Raw genomic sequence first — 20,547 nt, forward strand, 5'->3', positions numbered from 1 at the left:
TCAACATTCCTCCTGTATGTCCCGAACGATACGAATTGCACACCCGGGGTCTTTGAGCCACGGCAAGCCAGGCTCCCCATGCTGGATTCGGGCCAGCCTGATTCCCGTAACCATACGAGACATTTCTGCCTGATAGCGACTCAGCAAACGAATGTTCTCGGCCAGACTGCGGGCGGATACTTCCGAATGAGCGGTTACACTGGCTACACTGTCCAGAATGCGTGCCAGCGCCTGCTGACTGTGTGCAATGGATTCAATGAGCGCCAGTTTGGCTTCCTGCTCACGCCGCATCAGACTCATTTTCCCATGTCTCCCAGATCCATGCCGCCAAACATGCCACCGTCCATACCGCCGCCATCTTCGCTATCGTTCTGCACCATCACCGCTTTGAGATTGTTGCACAGTCCGGTCTCCATCCGGGTTAATCCTTCCAGCAATTCCACCAGCTGATCATGCATTTTGAGCGGCTCCCCTACCTGATCCCCATGCGTCAGAAAGGTATCCCCATTCAAATGATTCAGCGTCCAGTTCCGTACCTTCTCGGCCTCAATCGCTTTTGCCTCCAGGATCAGGGCAATATTCCACTGCATTTTGGCTGCTGCGTCCAGCATCAGAATGAGACTCTGTTCTCTACTCATGTTTCTTCACCCGCCTTCCGGGCTTATTCTTCTTCTTGAACCGCGATCTCCCGCATGACTTGGGTCAGCGTTTCGGCTACAGCCTCTTCCAAATCTGCAAGGCCCCCCAAGTAAGAGATAATGCTTTTGTTGATTTGCCCAGAGCTATCCAGCAGACCGTCAACGCCATCCAACTCCGGTTCGATATCTGGCAAATGATTGATGATTTCAGACATGCGTACAGCGACTTGGCGTTTGGCATCCAGCACACGTGCGATCTGCTGGTGAGAGTGTGCAATATGTGTGATAATTTCATCGATTTTGCTCTGCATGGTCCTCCTCCTTACCGTCACGGCCTGCTTCACCCATAGAAAAACCCGGCCTATCAGCATTTGCCTGTTACAGCATATGCCGGGCCGGGATCGTCAGTTACTACAGCTTGCGCCTATATCGTCAGATGACATAACTCCAGTCGGAAGAATATCGACTGAGGAATTGGCGAGTACGTTCCTGCTTTGGACGTACAAACACCTCTTCCGGGGTTCCTTCCTCCACAACGGAACCTCCATCCATGAAAACAACCCGATTGGCCACCTCACGGGCAAACCCCATTTCATGGGTGACTACAATCATGGTGATCCCCTCCTGAGCAATGGAGCGGATGACAGACAACACCTCACCCACAAGCTCGGGGTCCAGCGCTGATGTCGGTTCATCAAACAAAATCACTTCGGGATTCAGTGCCAGTGCTCTGGCGATGCCCACTCGTTGCTGTTGCCCACCAGACAACATACTTGGATACTCATTGATTTTGGCAGACAGTCCGACTTGTTCAAGCACACGCAAGGCACGAGTACGGGCATCAGCTTTGGACATTTTCTGGGCAATAATTAAACCTTCCGTGACGTTATCCAGCACAGTCTTGTGTTTGAACAGATTATAATGCTGGAACACCATCGCCGTTTTTCGTCTCAACTGCACAATGTCATGTTTGCGTGCATGCTTGCAATCGACGCTTAATCCACTGATCTGAACCTCGCCCTCATCGGCACGTTCCAGAAAATTGACGCAGCGCAGCAGCGTTGTTTTACCTGATCCGCTCGGTCCAAGGATCGCAACGACATCGCCCTGTTCAACAGTCAGATCAATTCCCTTCAATACTTCCTGCTTGCCAAATGTTTTGTGTATGTTCGTTAATGTAATCATGACACGCCTCCTTTGCTGTACACGGCAACCCGACGCTCAAGCAAAGCGGTGATCCGCTCGGCAATGATGGTCAGCCCCCAGTAGATAAACGCGGCGGCGATAAAGGCCTCCAGAAATTTCAGACTGACGGATGCCACCACATCCGCTTTACCGAGGATGTCCATCTGAGATACGGTAAAAGCGAGTGTTGATCCATGCAGGAACCCGACAAACATGCTGCACAAATTAGGCAAGACCGCCCCGATCGCTTGAGGGATGATGATGCGCCTCAAAGCCTGGAATGTGCTCATACCCACAGCGTGAGCGGCTTCCATCTGGCCGATATCCACAGCTAGAATGCCAGAACGGATAATCTCGGACATATAGGCACCCGCGGTGAGCGAGAAGGCAATCAGTACAAATACGAGAATTGGGATCGATGAGGATTGGAAAGCCCAAGCGTAACGTTCCGCCAGCTTATCGATAATCATCGGAATGCCGTAATAGATGAGGAACAGATGCATCAGCATCGGTGTTCCACGCAGGAATGAAACGTAGAAGTCAGCAATGCGGTGAATCCACCGCACACGATAGATACGAATCAGAGCCGTAGCCAGACCGATTCCGAAGCCTGCAATCAACGGCACAATCGTAATGACGAGTGTCAGTGGCAATGCCTTCAGGATTTGAAAAAAAGAGGTATAGATAAACTGGAGATCAATCGACATATGCTCACCCCGCTATTCGTTTCAGTGAGAGTTCAAAAAGTCTGGTTTTCATCTTCGATGCTGATGATGCCGCCAGGCATGATTCGTAATCAAAAGCGGACTTTTTGAACAACCTCTTTCAGGCGTTTGGCTCGAATTGCCGGTTTGTGTACAACCCTCTTGCGTTCATGACGCTGGAGTCTGTGTTCTGCAAAGGCAAATCCTTTTTCAAGCACAATAACAATGACATAATAGACCACAGACAGACTGATATACACTTCAAGTGCATGCGATGTAGCCGAAATTAACGTCTGCCCTCTGCCCACCATATCCATGACACCAATGGAGAAGGCCAAAGAAGTATCCTTTAATGAACCGATTAACGTATTGGCCATGTTCGGAAAAGCAACAATCAGTGCCTGCGGAACAACAATCCGCCGAAAAGACTGGAATGTGGTCATGCCCGCAGCATAGGCAGCTTCCGTCTGACCTTTATCCACACTGCGCACCGCTCCGCGAAAGATCTCGGCAAAGGATGCCGCGTCACTAAGTGCATAGGTCACAATGACAAATAACAACGGGTCGGTTCTCGACAGGTCGATGCCAATGGGTTTGAGCAGCTCGGGAAGTCCGTAATATACCAGGAACAATTTGATCAGGATCGGTGTGCCCCGCATGAATGAGACGTACAGGGTAGCCAACTGGCTTAGTACCGGAATCCGATACAGCCGGGGAACGGCCAGAAGCACGCCGCCCACCAGTCCGAGCACGATGGAGCCACCCAGTACAATCAGTGTTATATGCAAATATCGTAGCAGTTCCGGGATGAAATCCAGAACCAATGACAGATCAAATGATTTTCCCATTACCGCTGCACACCTTTCTCAGACTACTCTTCAACCGTATAGTCAGCTCCAAGCCACTCTGTGCTCAGTTTGCCTAATGTTCCATCTTCTTTGACCGCTTTGAGGGCTTCGTCCACTTTGGTTTTGAGCTCCTGCTCATCTTTGTTCAGAATGAAGTACACTTTGGAATTGGAGAGGGCATCTCCTACCGTTTTCAGCTGAGCATCAATCGCCTTATTCTGATAATCAATGGCAAACTGCGTACTGATGGTGGCATCCACCCGGCCTGTTTTGATCTGGGTAATGGTATCCTCACCTGCTCCGGAATAAACGATATCAATCCCGTTGCCGTTCGCTGCATTCCATTTCTCAGCAAGTACAGCCGCATTACTTGTAGCACCAACAATCAGTTTTTTCCCTTTGAGATCCTCAATCGATTTTACTTCCTCATTTTTCTGACTTACGACAATTTTATTTGGAAAAATATTATAGGCTTCATCATTAAACAGGAACTTGGCCTGTCTCTCATCATTCACTTCCATCTGGTGAGCGATCAGGTCAATTTTTTTCGTTTCCAGACTCAGCAGCAGGTTTTTGAAATCCATGGTGCTGAATTCGAATTCGTACTCAGGCAAACGTTTGTCGATCTCCCGGATCAGTTCCACATCATAACCTGTTAACTTGCCATTCTCATCAATGAAGCAGACATTCGGGAACTGTGTACCTGTTCCTACAATGATCTTTTTCACTTTGGTGTCGCCTGCTGCCGAAGCAGATTCTGAATCATTGCTTGCAGTTCCTGTGCTGCATCCAGCCAGTACCGCCAGCATTGTAATGAACAGCAGTGCTGTCCGGAATTTTTGAATCCCCCGTTTTTTAACCATTCTCAATCTCCTCCACAGGCTGTTATCACAGCAAATATGATGTGCACTCCCATTCCTCTTCCCATTACCAAACCATTCTTACTTGTATAGTCGGAATTAGGTTGAACAAAGAATATCATTACAAGTCATCTTGGGGCAATAACTAAACTAATAGGACATCCTGATATGGTTATAGGACTTCTCTATAGTACAAGAAAAAGCCATCCCCCATATCCATTGGCGGATGGCTTCTTCCTGTATGTCTCTCACTGATTATACCATTTTGGCGGTGCATCACTTGGTGTGTACACTACTCATCTATCTGCGACTCGCCCATTTAATTTTACGTGCAACTTCCACTCGCTGTAATTGTAAGAGACCGATCCGTTCCTCGAACTTCTTGCGTTCGTCCATGGAATGAGCGGCATGAATCTGGTGGCACAGACCTGTCAGTTTGCTGTTGATGTAATCAAACCGTGTCCATAGTTCCTCTTCAGGTGTGCGTTGCTGCTCCGTCGCCGTCTGAAATATTTTGAGTTGGCGGATAAGGGATTGTTGCCATTCCTGATCCTGAATTTGGATGGCAAAATGCAAAAGATCCAGATAGTCATCAATTTGCAACGAAACGCCGTAATCAGATTTAGTGTTCATCGTCGTCTCTCCTTATTTCAGTACTTGGCTGGAATCCATTACTTCTATCTTACAGGAACAAGCCCACTGAAAGCGAGTACTGAACGATTAAATTTCGGGAAAATTTTTATTTTTTTATGTTAAAACAGCTTTACATTTCCATTAAGACCAATTTGGCAGGATATTGATATTGGTACATATGAAATTGGTAATAAAAAACCCGCGTTAAGAAATAAAGTTGTTTCCTCAAAACGGGTTTTTCATCATTTCATATATAATATAAACACATATCAAATTAGTCATTTTTTCCATCTCGCTGCTGTCTGGTCATCAGTAACATGAGAAATGAGATGATGATAATGGAAACAGTCCACGCCCAGGCCATGGTCTGATTGCCCGAATCCACAGCGACATAGATTGCCGTAGGTACCGTTTGTGTTTTGCCCGGAATATTGCCTGCAATCATCAGTGTGGCTCCGAATTCCCCGAGTGCCCGGGCAAAGCCCAGGATGAAGGCGGTCATCAAGGCTCTGCCTGCGAGCGGCAAGGAAATGTAACGAAAAACCTGCCACTCATTCGCCCCAATCGAACGTCCCGCATCTTCCAGATCCCGATCCACACCGCTGAATCCTGATTTCATGGTCTGATACACGAGTGGAAAAGCAACCACCACCGAAGCAATCACCGCAGCCCACCAAGTGAAAATAACCGGTGCGGAGAATATGGCTTCAATCCATTGTCCAAACAGACTTTTACGTCCCAGTATGACAAGCAACAGAAATCCAACCACCGTCGGAGGCAGTACTAGCGGTAGCATAAATGCCGTTTCCAGCAACGTCTTCCCCCGAAATGAAGTACGCGACATCTTCCAGGCTATCGCGATTCCCAGCACAGTGGCCACCACGCTGGATAACAGCGCAACCTGAAGCGACAGGCGCACCGGTGACCAGAATACGGACCAGTCTATGGCGTTCACATTCATTCCGGAATTGTGAATCCGTATTTCGCGAAGATATCGAGCACTTCAGGGGTTTGTAAATACGCATAAAATTGTTCGGCCTCTGTACGGTGTTTGGTTCCTTCAATAATGCCTATTGGATAATTGGCTGGTGTGTAGCTGTTCTTGTCCACCTCAAACGCAATTTTCACCTGATCCGAAGTAAGAGCATCTGTTTTATATACAAATCCTGCATCTGCATTACCTGTCTCTACATATTGAAGAACCTGTCTAACGTCTTTCCCCTGCACAAGTTTGCTTTCCAGTTCATCCCACAGCTTGGCATTGGTCAGAGCTTCCTTGGCATAGGTTCCCGCAGGAACACTTTCCGGAATCCCAATGGCTACCGTCTTGATGGAGTCGCTGGTGAGATCCTTTTCACTGGTTACTGTGTGGTTCCCATCTGCTGGCACTATGGCCACCAGTGAATTCTGTAGCAAATTCTTCTGATCACCCGATGCAATCAGGTTTTCATCTACTAGCGCATTCATATTTTTTGTTGCCGCCGATACAAAGATATCAGCCGGGGCGCCCTGTTCAATCTGCTGTTGCAAGGCACCCGAGGCGCCAAAGTTAAAATTAAGTTCTATATAAGGATTAGCTAGCTCATAATTGGTTTCAATCTCTTTCATCGCATCGGTCAGACTGGCCGCCGCAGAGATCGTCAGATCTACTGTTTCCTGCGGATCGGTATTTCCTGCTGATGAACTTTCACCTGATGCCGCTGGCGTTGAGGTCGTTTGTTCTGCACCTGTGGATGTATCCGTAGTGCCCGTGCTTGTGCCGCAACCAGCCAATACAAGAGACAGTCCCAGTGACATACTTCCCAACACATATCCGATTCTCTTTCTCATTCATTTCTCCCCCAACGTTATATTTAGATATAACTAGTTATAATTGATTATATCTAATTATACACAAGACAAAAAAAATGGGAAGGTGATTAAGATCACATTTGATTTTTGTTTTCTGTCCTATGCGTTTATTACGTGTTCTCAAGTTTATGGCATCCCTCAATTAATGGTATAGTACAAGAAACATTCCATTACGATGAATGATCGGATCATTACCTTTGAAGGAGGATCTTCACTTATGACGGAGGAGCAATCCTACACAACCGAAGAAATATCCAAGCTGCTCAAAATATCGAAACTAACGGTCTATGACCTGATCAAAAAAGGAGACCTCGTCGCATACCGTGTGGGTAAACAAATGCGAATTGATGCAACCGATCTGGAGGCATATAAACGTCGCTCCAAGCAACTTCAGTCCTCAGGTCAACGTATCCCGACCTCTGCATCAGGGACCCAGCCAGGTCATGGTGATTCTCAGGGAACTTCCTTACAATCAACTACTCCGGTTGGGTCTGCGCATGCGAATACTCCAGCGAGTTCTGCTCATGCAATGCCTGCTGTACCACGGCATCTGGTCATAACAGGTCAGGATGTCAGTCTGGATATTCTAATGCGCCATATGGAAAAACAAACTCGGGACATTCGTCCGCTACGCTCGTTCATGGGTAGTCTGGATGGGCTTATCTCGATGTATCACGGTGAGTCCGATCTGGTCAGCACCCATCTGCTCGACGGAGATACCGGTGAGTATAATCTGCCGTATATTCGCAAAATTCTGACGGGGCGGTCCTATGTTGTGGTAAACCTGCTGTCACGTCCTGCCGGATTGTATGTACAGCGTGGCAATCCACAGAACATACAGAATTGGACCGATCTGAGCAAGCCTGATCTTCGACTCGCTAACCGGGAGATAGGTTCTGGCGCGCGAGTATTGCTGGATGAGCAACTTCGGCTGCATGGAATTCCTGCCGCAGGTCTGATCGGATATCAAGTCGAAGAAACCAGTCACATGGGCGTGGCTGCCAAAGTCAGTTCAGGTGAAGCTGATGTCGGAGTTGGCATTGAAAAGGCTGCACGACTTGTGGGTCAGGTTGATTTTGTCCCGCTCACTCAGGAGCGCTATGATCTGGTCATGCTGAGGAAGCAAGGTAATGAAGCTTGGACAGAATCTGTACTGCGAATTCTCCAATCGCCGGAGTTCAGGCAGGAACTGCAATCATTCGAGGGATATGATGTATCCAGGACAGGTGAGATTTTGTACGAAGCATAGGTATACAAAACACAGCCAAAACACTCATGCTCAATGGATGTTACACATCACATCATGCATATACAAAACGCCTTGCAATGACTGCAAGGCGTTTTTAGTGTTTCTTTCTGTATATAATCACTCATGAGATGAAAGGATAGGCTGCTCATTGCGGCAAATCAATCTCCAGGATGAATACACCGTACGCGGGCATGTTGATCTCATTCTGAAGTGTTGTACCCGACAGTAACTCTGTGGCCTCCTTCTTAAGCTGGATGGCCACTTGGTGATCCGAGTAGTTGAGTAAAAATACATAAGCTTTATCCTTACCGGAACGGATACCAAGCTCAACTTCGGACGGTACCTCTACCAGGTCACCCACAGGTGAAGTTAGCCCTATTTCATCTAGTAGAGCATCAACGACCCGTTCATTGTAAGCCGCTCCATAATACCATACTTGCCCCTGACCTACCGTACGTTTGGTCAAAGCAGGACTACCTGCATAATATTCGGATGTATACTCAGCCATGACCTGCACGTCAGCATGCTCCACATGAAGAACTTCGTTAAATCCGGCCGTTGACGTTCCCTCCTGAAGCCGCTCACTCGCCCCATTCCAATGCAGTTTGGCTGCTGGAATGGTTCCTTTAATTAAGGTAAAGTCCTCTACGGTTACACCACACAACTCAGCGACAGCCCCAGGGAACGGTCTCATATAACAATGCCCCTTGAGATCCTTATATCCGGTGCGCGCACCGAAAAACAGAGTGCCTCCTTGACTGACATAGGCTTGGAGAAGTTCTGCTGTCTCGTCTGTCATAATGGCCGGGTGAGCATAGATGATCACCTTATATTCGGATAAATCCTCCAGTGTTGTCGTTGGTTGCAGTGTAACCATATCAGTCGGAATATGACGATACTGGAGCTGCTTATACCAGGAGCGTACACTCTGTTGCTGAAGCGGACCGTGCCACTCGTCCAACTCCCCGTCCCAGATGTTATCGTAATCCTGTAGGATCGCAACATCGGCTTGATATGTAGTGCCCGCAATAACACGCCCGATCTTGGCAAACTCTTCCCCTACTTGTGCAACCTCGCGTACCCTTCTGTTGGGCTGATTATGGTAATCATTGATGCCATGCCAGTACATCTCGGTGCCAAATGTTGCCGTCCGCCAGCGGAAGTAGACGAGCAGATCCGTACCATGCAGAACGGATTGATACGACCATAATCGGATCTGTCCCGGTCTTGGCGTACCCATGCCTATACTGTCAACCCAGCCTCCTGGCCCAGACTGTTGTTCCATGACGCAGAAGTTCGGTGACATGTTGCGTACGTTCGACAGTTTCATGCTCCAGGCCCGATCTTGTAATGAGTTATCGTCTGTCCCTGGGAAGATCGTGGCAAACTGCGGATACGAATCATAAGAGAAGAAATCCAATAAATCCTCTGTCATTTCATGATTATCCAAGTGTCCAAACGTACCGTTTGTTGTGATCCAATGTTTCGGATCCAGTTCCCGAATGATGTCCACCTGAAGCTTGGCAAATGAAATGGTATTAGCTGAGATGAATCTCTTTTCATCTAGTGCCAAATGAGGATTTGGCGATTGGCTGACCATATTTCGGGTAAGGTGAACTTGCTCCCAGTCGGTATAGGTCTGACTCCAGAAAACGGTTCCCCAAGCCTGGTTCAGATTCTCCAACGATTCATAACGATTCTTAAGCCATTCACGGAAGGCAACATGGTCCGCCTCAGCATAGAAAACATCCATATGACAATTGAATTCGTTATCGATCTGCCATCCAATAAGAGCCGGATGATCTTTATAGGCAATCACCATATTGCGCACGATTTTTTCACATTGCTGTCTGTAGATTGGGCTACTGTAATTGGTATGACGCCGCATACCGTGTTGATACAATACCCCGTCCTTATTTGCGTTTAATACTTCAGGATATTTTGATGTTAACCATGCTGGTGGAGTTGCAGTAGGTGTTCCCAAAATAACGCTCAAACCATATTGATGCGCCAGATCCAGTGCCTTCTGAAAAAAACTAAAATCGAACTGGTCTTCTTCCGGTTCAAAGATGGACCATGCAAATTCAGCCATCCGAATAACTGTGATATTCATCTCTTTCATTCTACGGAAATCGTCCTCCCACAACGCTTCCGACCAGTGCTCAGGGTAATAACAGACCCCCATTTTCAATTCATCCATTTGGATTGATTTTGCCACCTTTAATTGCCCCCTTAACCTGCCATATTGCCTCCATTCTATTGGAACCTTCACATATAATAAATGACAAGATTATGCGACTTATAATAAAATATTGTCATTGTCCAAGATTCAAATAACAGTAGGCTGAATTGATTTCAGTTCACTACATAAAAATATTGCGTTCAAATGGAGGATGCACGTGAAAGAACACATCTTTCTCCCCAAGCCGGTTTTCCCCAGACATGTATGTTTTCCCGATTTTATTGGAGGGTACAGTGACTTTCCGAAACATTATGTGAATCGGGAATATCGAACCAAAGAAATTAATTTGGATCAATGCTACAATTTGCACATTGTCCTGGACGGTAAAGGATTCCTGGATACGGGAACCACTCGTTATGAGCTAACACGAGGGCAGGGATTTCTCTATGGTCCCGGTCTCAGACAAACCTACTACTCCGATTTGGATGATCCGTGGAGTATTCGTTGGATTCATTTTTACGGCATTCGTCTCGAAGAACTGTTAAACGGAAAAGGCGTTGACGAGCCATGGCTGTTTCAATGTTCCAACTTCTCGGTGGTTACCGCGCTCATGGAGCGATTACTGGAGCTAGGCAGAGGCTATCAGGTGGAGGACGAGCACAGTGTGGCAGCTACACTCTATGAACTTCTGACCCGATTGCAATCCGCAGCGAGCCAAATCAATGTTTCGTTAAATCACACTTCAGAGCGAATTCGTGAAGCAGGGAATTATATTCGCTCCCATAGTAACGAGCACATTACACTAGACCACGCTGCCGGGATTGCCGGATACAGTACAACATACTTTAGCCGCAAGTTCAGTCAGACGTTTGGAGTCTCTTTCCCGGAATTCCTTTTGGAATCCAGGTTACTACATGCGAAACAGCTGCTCGCAACAACCAACCTTTCCATTAAACAAATTACGCTGGAAACGGGATTCTCTCAGTCAAGCTACTTCATCCGATGTTTTAAAACCCAGGAAAACGTAACACCTATGCAATTTCGAATGATGCACAATCATTCGTTATAGGCAGATGTTCCTTGAACAAGCTGACGCAAAAGAAGACTCTGCATACAACATGCAGAGTCTTCTTCGGTCATTTTTCACAAATGTTCATTTGTATCTTCGTCCTCGTCAGCCTTATATTCCAAAATATCTCCAGGCTGACAATCCAGTGCTTTACAGATGGCATCCAGAGTGGATAAACGGATCGCTTTTGCTTTTCCTGTTTTTAATATGGAAATATTGGCAATCGTGATTTCAACTCTCTCGGCAAGCTCGGTAACTGACATTTTCCTCTTTGCCAACATCACATCAATATTAATTATAATGGCCATATATTCACCTCAGACCACTAGGTCATTTTCTGATTTGATATCAATCGCTTCCTGTAACAATCTTTGGAGCACAGCGGAAAACACTGCGATGACCAATGAAGCAAAAACAGGAACCATTCCCATTAGAATGAGGCCTGGGGCATCATCTTTCTCTGCTACAACATAAACAAAAGGCAACATCACAAAATAAAGACTACTGATTACAATAGCACAATATTTTATTGTTTTTAAGGATTTCACTGATATTAGAGAGAACGCTTCATTTTTGTCGATGTAGCTCAGCAGACGGAATGCCTGGTACAGTGCAACGATAAACGGAATAACTGACACATACATAATAATCACTATGGGGTATAGTGCACCTGCATAATTCGGATTCACCGGATTGTTCGCTAACCAGGGTATGCCGAATATACATAAGGCAAGAATGGGAACACCAATAAGCAACACGGCCAATTTTAAAAAGATGGTTGTACCTCGCTTCACAAAAAGCACCTCACTTGTTTTAAGTGATATGAATTTATCATAATATTTATCGTTTTACAATAAATTTTTATTGTAAAACAGATTTCATTTATTCTTTTCCCCACTAAGGAAGAAAGATTAAAAGATCGTCCCCCTCTTTGCTTCAGTGATTCTTGGACACAAAAAAAGCCCGATGCTAGCCACTGATGTCGCTAGCTCGAACTCGATTGCATATACGCCATATTTGTCTGAATTAACATTAATTTTCGTGAAGGAAGTATTCTCTTAAGCGATCTCGCTCACGTACGCCAGAACAGTCCAGCTTCATCCCGTTCCACCTGCTCGAGCACATTCTCAAAATCGGAACAAGGTGTAATAGCATCTACCGGATTCCAGCTGCTCTGTTCATCTCTGGCAAACACCTTCCACTGATTTTCTTCCCAGTAAAATCGGGCAATATGCATCTTCTCCCATTGATACCGTTCCTCGGCGGGTCTTTCTTCGGTCAGGATCAATTCATTGTCATTCATCACATAGGTCAACTTCACCATCGTACGCAGTGGCGCAGGAACCTTCTCGTGAATATAGCCATTCATCACCGACTGAATTCTTCGTAACGTAAACGAGTCCAACATGAAGATGCACACCCTTTCAGCAAAGTACACCCCTTGATCATGTTACCAGCTGGATTTTGTTACACCAGGAATCTGTCCTTGATGTGCCAATTCACGGAACTTAATCCGAGATACCTTGAACTTGCGTAGATAACCCCGCGGGCGGCCTGTCACTTCACAACGGTTCTTCAAACGAGTCGGAGATGCATTCCGCGGCAATTTCTGCAATGCCTCGTAATCTCCTTTTTCCTTCAATTCCAGGCGCAGGTCCGCATATTTTGCCACGATCGCCTGACGTTGCTTCTCACGTACCACTTTTGATTTTTTAGCCATGAAATCCAGCTCCTTTATCCCTTGAATTTATGTTTATAAATTGAACTAAAGAAATTTACACTGCACACTCCGATGACAGAACAACCTTCCGATCGCTGTTATCCCCAGATTTTTTAATTCCTTTTATAAAGGGGAAATCCGGGGATAAAGGCGAAGCATATGCTTCCGATGCAGCTTTCTTTCAGAAAGCTTTTAGCTTCGCTTCTTCAGGTCCTTTCTGTCCTCTCTGACTTATACAGCTTCCACAGGCCATGGCAGTGGATTATCAAAATGGCCCCAGTCTGCCAGCATTTCTTCATCACTAAGCAGGCACTGGTCCAACTCATCTTCAATGCTCGCACGTTCCATGTCGATTCCGATCATGACAAGCTCCGTCTGGCGATCTCCCCACTGGGCATCCCATTTCTCCAGAACATCCGGTTCGTTACGTAAAATCTCTTCTTTGTCCGCTTCCGGCAACGCCGCGACCCAATGTCCCGCAGGACCAAATTGAATGGATGGTCCTGCCTGACTTAGGCTTGCAGCAACATCCCCTTCAGCCGCAAGCCATACCAAGCCTTTGGCACGTACCACTTCTTCCGGCCAGTAACTCATGAATTCAGCCAGACGGGAAGGATGGAACGGCTTTCTCCGGCGATAGACAAAGGAACCAATACCATATTCCTCCGTTTCCGGTGTATGCGACTCTTTCTCCAGCTCCTGAATCCACCCAGCGGACATGCTCACTTTCTCAAAATCAAAGCGGTTTGTATTCAGAATCTCGGACGGATTCACCTGTCCATTCTGGGTCCGAATGATCTTGGCGTTAGGCTGTAGCTTCCGGATGATACCTTCGAGCTTGTTCAGCTCGGTGTCATCGACCAGATCACATTTGTTCAGCAGTAGCACATCACAGGTTTCGATCTGATCGATCAACAAGTCTACGACGTCACGGGTGTCCTCATCTCCGGTCGCCTGGTTACGATCCAGAAGACTCTGTCCTGATCCAAAATCATGCCAGAATCGATTGGCATCCACCACTGTTACCAGACAATCCAATCGGGCCAGGCGAGTTAGATCAATACCCGACTCCTCATCGGCGTATGTAAAGGTCTGTGCAACTGGAACAGGTTCACTGATGCCAGTGGATTCGATCAAAATATAGTCATACTTGCCTTCGTTCACCAGCTTCTCAATCTCCTGCATCAGATCATCCCGCAAGGTGCAGCAGATACAGCCATTCGATAACTCCACCAACTTCTCTTCGGTTCGAGACAAGGTTGCCTCCCCCTTGACCAGCGCTGCATCAATATTGACCTCACTCATGTCGTTGACGATTACGGCAACCTTAAGTCCTTGTCTGTTGTTCAACACGTGATTTAAAACGGTTGTTTTCCCTGAACCGAGGTAACCACTTAGTACGGTTACCGGAATTTGCTTTTGTGTCATAGATCTCGACTCCTTATATGTGCAGTCTGCGTAACCCAGACTTTAATAGTAATTATTACGATTAACAACAATGACTATAATCCTGTTGCACGGTCGTTGTCAAACTATTTTTACGAAATACTCCAGAAAAATGGATTAAAAAACATCTATCGACACTTTCACAGAAGGAAGACCGCGTTCAGTTAGTTTTCCTTGCGATAATCGAATTGTCCTGCTCCGCTGAAAACTTATAAATGCTAGATATAAAAAAGACCCATGATCTGTCTCCTGCCGCTTGTATCCTGATGATACGTGCCGGAAAATTCAGTTCATGAGCCTTTACTTTACTGTTCAGCTTGCTACCACAGATCTGGCCTTATTTCCCGCTTCCATCCGTTGCCTGAATACCAACACCAGAACCATCGCTGCAATAGAGAGCAACGTGCAGATCATAAACATGGTCGAATACGAACTTACCTGTACAATAAGCCCCATCGCCAGTCCACCCAAAGAGAATCCAAGGTCATACGAGGACATGAAGATTCCCATGAGTACATATCTGGAATCCGCAGGCAGCACAAAAGATAGGTATGTGGTTAATGTCGGGTACAACAGTGCCAGGGCAAAGCCGCTGAACACCGCGGAGAGATACACCAATGGCCCGATGATCTCCATCAGGCTGAGTAACTGGGTTCCCAGTGCTGCACACAGCATTAACCCTGCCATCAGCCAGGTATTCCAGCTACCGTCGGACGGAATTTTTTTACGCAAAATAAACCTGCACAGGATCACAACCAATCCCTGTATCGTCAGAAATACCCCTGCACTCGCCAGTCCAGTGGATACCATATACAGAGGAAGAAAGGTCGCTGTCGCCCCAAAGACGCAGGACGCAAACAACATCACCACACTGCTGATCAGCAGTGGCGTACTGCGCCAAATGCCGCCGAATGAACGAAACATGTCACCCAAGGTGTACGATTTATTCTGCACCGTACTCCGGGGCAGATCCACATTGTATCCGATCAGAAGTGGCAGCGCCGCCAGTCCGATCATCAGCAGTGTAAACGCCAGATCACTGGCATTTTCCCAGATTTGTATGGCAAGGATCGGAATGACCAGAGAAGGAACCATCGTAAACAGGGTGTACATGGACAGCCCTTGTGCCCGGTCTTTGTCCTCCAGCTTTTCCACAATGCCTGCCTGCATCGTCATGGAGAAAAAGGCCGTAGCCACCCCTTGCAGAGCTCGCAACCACAGATACGTCTCCACACCAAAAACAACAAACAGCAGCAACGTCCCGGCGTGTAAAAGCAATAGCCATTGCATCACACGAAGCGGCCCATGCTTACCCAGCAGCTGTGCTGCAAAAGGTCTCAAGAGCATACAGGTGAACATATATGCCCCCATCATCAGACCAATCTCAGCCTGATTCAATCCCGCGGCTTCGCTTCTCAAAGGCAGAATAATCGTCAAAGCTGAATTTGCCGCAAAAAATAAAAAGGCCAGCATATAAAACCGGATAAACGAAAAGGATACCGGATTTAATTTTCCATTGGATGTTGCCGTCATTGAAGACTTCAAACGTTCGTCACCACTTTCTCTTCTGGCAGTCAATTCATAGATGTACCTGTCACGGGTCTACGCCGTTCATAGGCAAAAACGATCATTACCGCTCCTAGGATAGCACAGATCATGTACATAAATGAATAGGAAGAGAAGTCAGCGACGGGTCCCATAATCACACCACCCAGAGAAATACCCAGATCCGCCATCGCAATAAATAGGCCGATCAGAACGTTCCGGTTCAGCTTAGGCAACACAAAAGATAAATAGGTCGTGAGTGTCGGATACAGGATCGCCTGACCGATTCCCATGAATACAGCCCCCACATAGAAAAAGACTACGCCTCCTGTCACGGCATAACTGACACATAGCGCAGCTACGGCGAGCAGACACATGGTGCCCATCATGAAAGGAGAATGCCAACTGCCATCAGACGGAATCCTTTTCCTAAGCATGATTCGAGCCAGCACCACCGTCCCGGCCTGAAGCATCAGATATACACCCGCATTTCCGTTTGGTACTTGGCTCGCATAGAGCGGAATAAAGGTCGTAATTGCACCAAATACAACGGAAGCAGCAAGCATCAATACACTGCATCGAAACAGAAACGGATTCTTCACCAGTTGAGCAAAGGATTCCCACATACTCACGTTCTGCTCCGAAATATTCTCAGCAGGTTGCTCCTTGCTTGGTTCCATTTTGGCGGTATATCCGAAGACGCCGGTACAGACGGCAATGCCGATCAGAACAATTGTAAAATAATCCATACCACCCGTCTGCCAGATTCCTAACGCAATAACAGGCCCCACGATCCCCGGTATATAACTGAATAGAGAATAATACGAGATCCCCTGTGACCGATCTTTCTCCGGAAGTGCATCAATAATGCCAATCTGCAAAGCCATAGAAAAGAACGCTGTCGATACACCCTGCAAAATACGAGCAACCAAATAACCTCCGAGTCCCGTAAAGGTATATAAAACCAGCGCAAATCCATTGATGATCAGAATCAGACGCAATATTTTGATCGGACCATGCTTTTGAATAATCCGACCTGCCCATGGTCTGAAAAACATGGTTGTGAACATATAAGCGCCCATGATCAGTCCAATCGTTGTACCGCTCGCACCCAAAGACTCCCCTTGCAATGGGATGATCACGTTAAGAATGGCATTGGCACTGAAATATAGAAGAACCAGTATGTACAAGCGCAGAAAAGGCCAAGATATCGCTCCACTCACAATGGGTGTTCCCCCTAAAATGGTATTAAATGCTTCAATAATTTCTTCGCATAGTCTGACTGAACATCCTTTAGCTGCTCAATCGGAACGATCTCTTCAATCTGACCCTCTCTGAAAATGATCACCCTGTCACAGATATAGGCTGCCGCCTGTATATCATGCGTGATAAAGACGTAGCTCAGCTTGTAGATTTCCTTAAGCTCTTTCAACAATTGCAGCACCTGAATCTGAACAGACACGTCCAGTGAGCTGATCGCTTCATCGAACACAATGCATTTGGGGGCGGTGGAGATGGCCCTGGCAATGCATACTCTCTGAGCCTCCCCGCCGGATAGTTCATGCGGATATTTGGATCTATAGGAAGGGTCCAGTCCAACTTGGTTGAGCAACAGATCCACCTTATCTGAGTTGCCCTGATCCTTTCGTAGCTTTTGCTGCGCTTGCATCGGTTCCATAATGGCAGCTTCAACGGTAAGAAACGGATTGATGGAGGACGTATAATTTTGAAAAACGGCGCTAAGATTACCCATCCGTACACGTCGATCCTGTACGTCTTTACCATCCAGCGAGATCGTTCCACGATCCGGGCGTTCAATGCCCAGAATCAGACGGCCCAACGTAGATTTACCGCTTCCGCTTTCACCAATGATGCCCAAACACTCGCTCTGCTGGCATTCAAAGGTAACTTGTTTCAATACTTGTTTTTTGTGCTTGGAGAACAGTCCGCCCTGGTTATATGATTTTTCGATACCTTCCACCTTTAGCATCTATGCGTCCCCCTGCATCAACGACTTGAAATGATTGCTCAGCTCCAATCGGGTAGAGACCAAATACTGCGTATAGGCATGCTCCGGCTCTGTCAAAACAGAATGCATGCTGCCACGCTCGACGATCTTGCCGTCTTTCATGACCATCACGTCATCTGCAATCTTCTGAACGACGCCGAGGTCATGGGAGATGAACATCATGGAACAGCCCATGCGTTCGCGTAATTGAATCAATTGCTCCACCACTTCATATTGGGAGATCGTATCCAGCGCCGTTGTCGGCTCATCCGCAATAATCAGATCAGGCTCAAGCACCAATGCCAGTGCAATCATGATTCGTTGCAGCATCCCACCGGACAACTGATGTGGATATTGATTCAGAATCTCGCGCGGATGTCTGAGCATGACGCTTTCCATGGCATTGATGATTTTCCGCTCAATCTCGCGGGTGTTCCAGCCAAAATGTTGCTGAAGCGTCTCCCGAATATGGACACCAATGACACAGGAGGGATCAAATGCACTCATGCCATTCTGCAAAATCATACACAGATGTTTGCCCCGCTTACGCCGCATCTCCGGTTCCGAAAGCTGGTTCAGGTCTTCGCCCTGAAATAACATTGTGCCCGATTGGCGAATCCATGGCTTGTTCAGTCGCATGATGGCCCTGCACGTGACGGACTTGCCGCTTCCACTTTCCCCCACGATGGCCATACAGCTTCCCTGCTTGACTTCGAATGAACTGTTATGAATGATCACTTTACCTGTATTGGTATCCCATACTTTCAAATGTTCAACCTCGACTATATTCATAAGCGGCCTTTCTCACCTCACTTTCGTAAGACTTGTCAGACTTACCTTGAGAGGTCATCAATTTGGGGTCCAGAGCCACTTGAAGGGCATCTGATAGAAAATTAAAAGCAGACACCACCACTACAATGGCCAGGCCTGGTGCCAACATCAATTCAGGTCTGGAGAACATGACTTCCCTCGCCTCATTAAGCATCATCCCCCACTCCGCATGCGGAGCCTGAATACCAAGCCCCAGAAAGGAAAGACCGGAGATCTGCAACATCATCGAACACATGGAACCGCTGGCAATGACGGCAATATCGGCAAAGGTAACCGGAACAATATGTTTGGTTATAATTCTCAGATTAGGTGTGCCGGAGGCTTTGGCGAATTTTACATAATCCATATCGGAGAATTGCATCACAGATGTTCGAATAACGCGGGCAAACCAGGCCCATTTCATCCACACAAAGGCAATCAAAATGTTCTCCAGTCCTGCACCCAAAATGCCAACCACCGCCAGTGTCATCACGTATCCGGGAAAAGACAGCATAATATCACAGACTCTCATGATCCATGCATCCACTTTCCCCTTGAAGTAACCCGCGATGAATCCAACAATAGCCCCGATCAGAACAGACAGACTGAGCGCAATCAGAACCCATAACACACTTGGACGGATGCCATAGATAAGCCGGGATAATACACATCTGCCCAGATGATCATTGCCTAATAGATACTCCCAGGACGAGGAGGCATAACGAAGCTTCATATTCACTTGTCCAGGATCATGTGGTGCAATTAAAGGGGCCAGTATGCCCGCCATAATCGTGACAATAATCACCACCAAAGAGGTAATAGCAAGCTTGTCTTTACTCCAATTTTTCAGTATACGCATCAGAATTCCTTTCTCAAACGGGGATTCATCGCCGCATTAATGATGTCGGATAACGTATTAAACAAGACAAAGGTGACCGCCAACATCAGAACATACGCCTGAATAATCGGAAAATCCCTGCTTAAAATGGATTTCATGCTGAGTCTCCCTAGCCCCGGCCAGGCAAACACATTTTCGATGACTACCGTACTGCCCAGCACGATCGGGATCGCCATACAAAAGATGGAAACGGCCACCTGTAATGAATTTCTCAGAATATGCAGGGTTACTTTCTTCTCGCTCAGACCACTTGCCCGTGCATATAACACATAGTCCTCATTCATATTACTCAACATGGAACTTCGAACCGTTCGGAAGTAAATGCCCGTATAACTCACCGTGACTACGATCACCGGTAGAATGTAGCTTCGATACGAGTCCATGCCACTGGTAGGTAACAGGTCCAGCTTGACGGAAAAATACCAGATCATCATGGCTGCAAGCCAGTAGGATGGCATGGCGGTGAGGAAAAATGATACGCCTCTGACCGATTGATCCAGCAACTTGCCTTCTCTCATGGCACAGATCACACCGAGCAGAATGGACAGCGCAATAATGAATACTGATGAGACAAGTGTTAACTTCAATGTGTTCATAAAAGCAGGCCCCATCAATGACCACACGGGTTCACCAGATACATAAGAGTTGCCAAAGTCCAACTGCACAACAGCCATGATCCAGTTCACATACTGGATCATAAACGGCTGATCGAACCCCAAAGCCTGGTTGGTCTGGGCAATTAATTCCTCTGTAATCTGCGGAACTTCCTGTGCCTGTAACACAACAACCGCCGGGTCCAAGGGAGATAGATTAATCAGGACAAACGTTATAAATGAAATGATAATCAGTAAAGGGATGGTTAACAGAATCCTTTTGACGATATAAATTCCCATATCCATCT

24 protein-coding genes are annotated in these 20,547 nt (G+C 46.9%); 2 read left to right on the forward strand and 22 right to left on the reverse strand.

Annotation, left to right across the window (positions count from 1 at the left end):
* The 10 genes from IFU39_RS29570 to modA all read right to left on the reverse strand — a co-directional run bounded on the left by IFU39_RS29570 (position 1) and on the right by modA (position 6,698).
* Positions 1-300: a hypothetical protein gene (locus IFU39_RS29570; RefSeq protein WP_017692511.1), complete on the reverse strand. Its 300-nt coding sequence runs from the start codon at positions 298-300 to the stop codon at positions 1-3.
* Positions 297-638 carry a hypothetical protein gene (locus tag IFU39_RS29575; RefSeq protein WP_017692510.1) on the reverse strand — a complete coding sequence of 114 codons (342 nt, stop codon included), beginning with the start codon at positions 636-638 and terminating at the stop codon, positions 297-299. Before IFU39_RS29575 ends, IFU39_RS29570 begins: the two co-directional genes overlap by 4 nt.
* A 23-nt stretch (positions 639-661) precedes the next feature.
* Entirely contained in the window at positions 662-949 is a 288-nt protein-coding gene (locus tag IFU39_RS29580; protein WP_017692509.1) for a hypothetical protein, read from the reverse strand.
* A 121-nt stretch (positions 950-1,070) separates the two neighbouring features.
* Positions 1,071-1,823 (reverse strand): amino acid ABC transporter ATP-binding protein, encoded by a 753-nt coding sequence (locus IFU39_RS29585; protein ID WP_091020897.1) that lies wholly within the window; start codon positions 1,821-1,823, stop codon positions 1,071-1,073.
* Positions 1,820-2,530: an amino acid ABC transporter permease gene (locus tag IFU39_RS29590; protein WP_091020896.1), complete on the reverse strand. Its 711-nt coding sequence runs from the start codon at positions 2,528-2,530 to the stop codon at positions 1,820-1,822. The genes IFU39_RS29585 and IFU39_RS29590 overlap by 4 nt, the downstream gene beginning before the upstream one ends.
* An 89-nt stretch (positions 2,531-2,619) precedes the next feature.
* Complete coding sequence (locus tag IFU39_RS29595; protein WP_192136284.1) at positions 2,620-3,375, reverse strand: amino acid ABC transporter permease; 756 nt, start codon at positions 3,373-3,375, stop codon at positions 2,620-2,622.
* A gap of 23 nt (positions 3,376-3,398) precedes the next feature.
* Positions 3,399-4,220: a transporter substrate-binding domain-containing protein gene (locus IFU39_RS29600; protein WP_411736443.1), complete on the reverse strand. Its 822-nt coding sequence runs from the start codon at positions 4,218-4,220 to the stop codon at positions 3,399-3,401.
* Positions 4,221-4,535: 315 nt separating this feature from the next.
* Complete coding sequence (locus IFU39_RS29605; protein ID WP_091020893.1) at positions 4,536-4,868, reverse strand: hypothetical protein; 333 nt, start codon at positions 4,866-4,868, stop codon at positions 4,536-4,538.
* A 274-nt stretch (positions 4,869-5,142) separates the two neighbouring features.
* A complete protein-coding gene (gene modB / locus IFU39_RS29610) occupies positions 5,143-5,829 on the reverse strand; it encodes a molybdate ABC transporter permease subunit (protein ID WP_105601197.1) in 687 nt (228 codons plus the stop codon).
* A complete protein-coding gene (modA, locus tag IFU39_RS29615) occupies positions 5,826-6,698 on the reverse strand; it encodes a molybdate ABC transporter substrate-binding protein (RefSeq protein ID WP_192136286.1) in 873 nt (290 codons plus the stop codon). Before modA ends, modB begins: the two co-directional genes overlap by 4 nt.
* 238 nt (positions 6,699-6,936) lie before the next feature.
* Here modA and IFU39_RS29620 point away from each other — a divergent pair, with 238 nt between their 5' ends.
* Positions 6,937-7,968 (forward strand): substrate-binding domain-containing protein, encoded by a 1,032-nt coding sequence (locus IFU39_RS29620; RefSeq protein WP_091020890.1) that lies wholly within the window; start codon positions 6,937-6,939, stop codon positions 7,966-7,968.
* 145 nt (positions 7,969-8,113) lie between these two features.
* On the opposite strand, the gene IFU39_RS29625 is transcribed toward IFU39_RS29620, so the two are convergent.
* Complete coding sequence (locus tag IFU39_RS29625; protein ID WP_192136287.1) at positions 8,114-10,186, reverse strand: beta-galactosidase; 2,073 nt, start codon at positions 10,184-10,186, stop codon at positions 8,114-8,116.
* 175 nt (positions 10,187-10,361) lie between these two features.
* Here IFU39_RS29625 and IFU39_RS29630 point away from each other — a divergent pair, with 175 nt between their 5' ends.
* Positions 10,362-11,219, forward strand: a complete 858-nt coding sequence (locus IFU39_RS29630; RefSeq protein ID WP_197997963.1) for a helix-turn-helix transcriptional regulator — start codon at positions 10,362-10,364, stop codon at positions 11,217-11,219.
* 74 nt (positions 11,220-11,293) lie between these two features.
* Here IFU39_RS29630 and IFU39_RS29635 read toward each other — a convergent pair whose 3' ends face one another.
* The 11 genes from IFU39_RS29635 to opp1B form a co-directional block, all read right to left on the reverse strand.
* Positions 11,294-11,527 (reverse strand): helix-turn-helix domain-containing protein, encoded by a 234-nt coding sequence (locus IFU39_RS29635; RefSeq protein ID WP_192136288.1) that lies wholly within the window; start codon positions 11,525-11,527, stop codon positions 11,294-11,296.
* 9 nt (positions 11,528-11,536) lie between these two features.
* A complete protein-coding gene (locus IFU39_RS29640; RefSeq protein ID WP_192136289.1) occupies positions 11,537-12,013 on the reverse strand; it encodes a DUF2975 domain-containing protein in 477 nt (158 codons plus the stop codon).
* Positions 12,014-12,291: 278 nt separating this feature from the next.
* On the reverse strand, positions 12,292-12,627 hold the full coding sequence (locus IFU39_RS29645; RefSeq protein WP_192136290.1) for a DUF3024 domain-containing protein: 336 nt from the start codon (positions 12,625-12,627) through the stop codon (positions 12,292-12,294).
* 42 nt (positions 12,628-12,669) lie between these two features.
* Positions 12,670-12,939 (reverse strand): 30S ribosomal protein S14, encoded by a 270-nt coding sequence (gene rpsN / locus IFU39_RS29650; protein WP_124117611.1) that lies wholly within the window; start codon positions 12,937-12,939, stop codon positions 12,670-12,672.
* Positions 12,940-13,170: 231 nt separating this feature from the next.
* On the reverse strand, positions 13,171-14,367 hold the full coding sequence (locus IFU39_RS29655) for a GTP-binding protein (protein ID WP_192136291.1): 1,197 nt from the start codon (positions 14,365-14,367) through the stop codon (positions 13,171-13,173).
* 330 nt (positions 14,368-14,697) lie between these two features.
* Positions 14,698-15,930 (reverse strand): staphylopine family metallophore export MFS transporter CntE, encoded by a 1,233-nt coding sequence (gene cntE, locus IFU39_RS29660; protein ID WP_342345685.1) that lies wholly within the window; start codon positions 15,928-15,930, stop codon positions 14,698-14,700.
* A gap of 29 nt (positions 15,931-15,959) precedes the next feature.
* Complete coding sequence (cntE, locus tag IFU39_RS29665) at positions 15,960-17,153, reverse strand: staphylopine family metallophore export MFS transporter CntE (protein WP_192136292.1); 1,194 nt, start codon at positions 17,151-17,153, stop codon at positions 15,960-15,962.
* 14 nt (positions 17,154-17,167) lie between these two features.
* On the reverse strand, positions 17,168-17,920 hold the full coding sequence (locus tag IFU39_RS29670; protein ID WP_192136293.1) for an ABC transporter ATP-binding protein: 753 nt from the start codon (positions 17,918-17,920) through the stop codon (positions 17,168-17,170).
* Positions 17,921-18,730, reverse strand: a complete 810-nt coding sequence (cntD, locus tag IFU39_RS29675; protein WP_192136294.1) for a staphylopine uptake ABC transporter ATP-binding protein CntD — start codon at positions 18,728-18,730, stop codon at positions 17,921-17,923. It abuts the gene before it with no gap.
* Positions 18,711-19,607, reverse strand: coding sequence for a staphylopine uptake ABC transporter permease subunit CntC (cntC, locus tag IFU39_RS29680; protein WP_192136295.1), 897 nt, complete (start codon positions 19,605-19,607; stop codon positions 18,711-18,713). Before cntC ends, cntD begins: the two co-directional genes overlap by 20 nt.
* Positions 19,607-20,539 (reverse strand): nickel/cobalt ABC transporter permease, encoded by a 933-nt coding sequence (opp1B, locus tag IFU39_RS29685; protein ID WP_192136310.1) that lies wholly within the window; start codon positions 20,537-20,539, stop codon positions 19,607-19,609. Before opp1B ends, cntC begins: the two co-directional genes overlap by 1 nt.
* Positions 20,540-20,547: the final 8 nt, after the last annotated feature.

It is taken from the genome of Paenibacillus sp. CFBP 13594, assembly GCF_014842675.1.
Taxonomy (GTDB): Bacteria; Bacillota; Bacilli; order Paenibacillales; family Paenibacillaceae; genus Paenibacillus; species Paenibacillus amylolyticus_B.

Excerpts from the sequence above, each read along its gene's own strand:
- IFU39_RS29570 (WP_017692511.1), bottom strand. The coding sequence starts at position 300 with ATGAGTCTGATGCGGCGTGAGCAGGAAGCCAAACTGGCGCTCATTGAA.
- IFU39_RS29575 (WP_017692510.1), bottom strand. The coding sequence starts at position 638 with ATGAGTAGAGAACAGAGTCTCATTCTGATGCTGGACGCAGCAGCCAAA.
- IFU39_RS29580 (WP_017692509.1), bottom strand. The coding sequence starts at position 949 with ATGCAGAGCAAAATCGATGAAATTATCACACATATTGCACACTCTCAC.
- IFU39_RS29585 (WP_091020897.1), bottom strand. The coding sequence starts at position 1,823 with ATGATTACATTAACGAACATACACAAAACATTTGGCAAGCAGGAAGTA.
- IFU39_RS29590 (WP_091020896.1), bottom strand. The coding sequence starts at position 2,530 with ATGTCGATTGATCTCCAGTTTATCTATACCTCTTTTTTTCAAATCCTG.
- IFU39_RS29595 (WP_192136284.1), bottom strand. The coding sequence starts at position 3,375 with ATGGGAAAATCATTTGATCTGTCATTGGTTCTGGATTTCATCCCGGAA.
- IFU39_RS29605 (WP_091020893.1), bottom strand. The coding sequence starts at position 4,868 with ATGAACACTAAATCTGATTACGGCGTTTCGTTGCAAATTGATGACTAT.
- modB (WP_105601197.1), bottom strand. The coding sequence starts at position 5,829 with ATGAATGTGAACGCCATAGACTGGTCCGTATTCTGGTCACCGGTGCGC.
- modA (WP_192136286.1), bottom strand. The coding sequence starts at position 6,698 with ATGAGAAAGAGAATCGGATATGTGTTGGGAAGTATGTCACTGGGACTG.
- IFU39_RS29620 (WP_091020890.1), top strand. The coding sequence starts at position 6,937 with ATGACGGAGGAGCAATCCTACACAACCGAAGAAATATCCAAGCTGCTC.
- IFU39_RS29630 (WP_197997963.1), top strand. The coding sequence starts at position 10,362 with ATGCACGTGAAAGAACACATCTTTCTCCCCAAGCCGGTTTTCCCCAGA.
- IFU39_RS29635 (WP_192136288.1), bottom strand. The coding sequence starts at position 11,527 with ATGGCCATTATAATTAATATTGATGTGATGTTGGCAAAGAGGAAAATG.
- IFU39_RS29645 (WP_192136290.1), bottom strand. The coding sequence starts at position 12,627 with ATGTTGGACTCGTTTACGTTACGAAGAATTCAGTCGGTGATGAATGGC.
- rpsN (WP_124117611.1), bottom strand. The coding sequence starts at position 12,939 with ATGGCTAAAAAATCAAAAGTGGTACGTGAGAAGCAACGTCAGGCGATC.
- IFU39_RS29655 (WP_192136291.1), bottom strand. The coding sequence starts at position 14,367 with ATGACACAAAAGCAAATTCCGGTAACCGTACTAAGTGGTTACCTCGGT.
- IFU39_RS29670 (WP_192136293.1), bottom strand. The coding sequence starts at position 17,920 with ATGCTAAAGGTGGAAGGTATCGAAAAATCATATAACCAGGGCGGACTG.
- cntD (WP_192136294.1), bottom strand. The coding sequence starts at position 18,730 with ATGAATATAGTCGAGGTTGAACATTTGAAAGTATGGGATACCAATACA.
- cntC (WP_192136295.1), bottom strand. The coding sequence starts at position 19,607 with ATGCGTATACTGAAAAATTGGAGTAAAGACAAGCTTGCTATTACCTCT.
- opp1B (WP_192136310.1), bottom strand. The coding sequence starts at position 20,539 with ATGGGAATTTATATCGTCAAAAGGATTCTGTTAACCATCCCTTTACTG.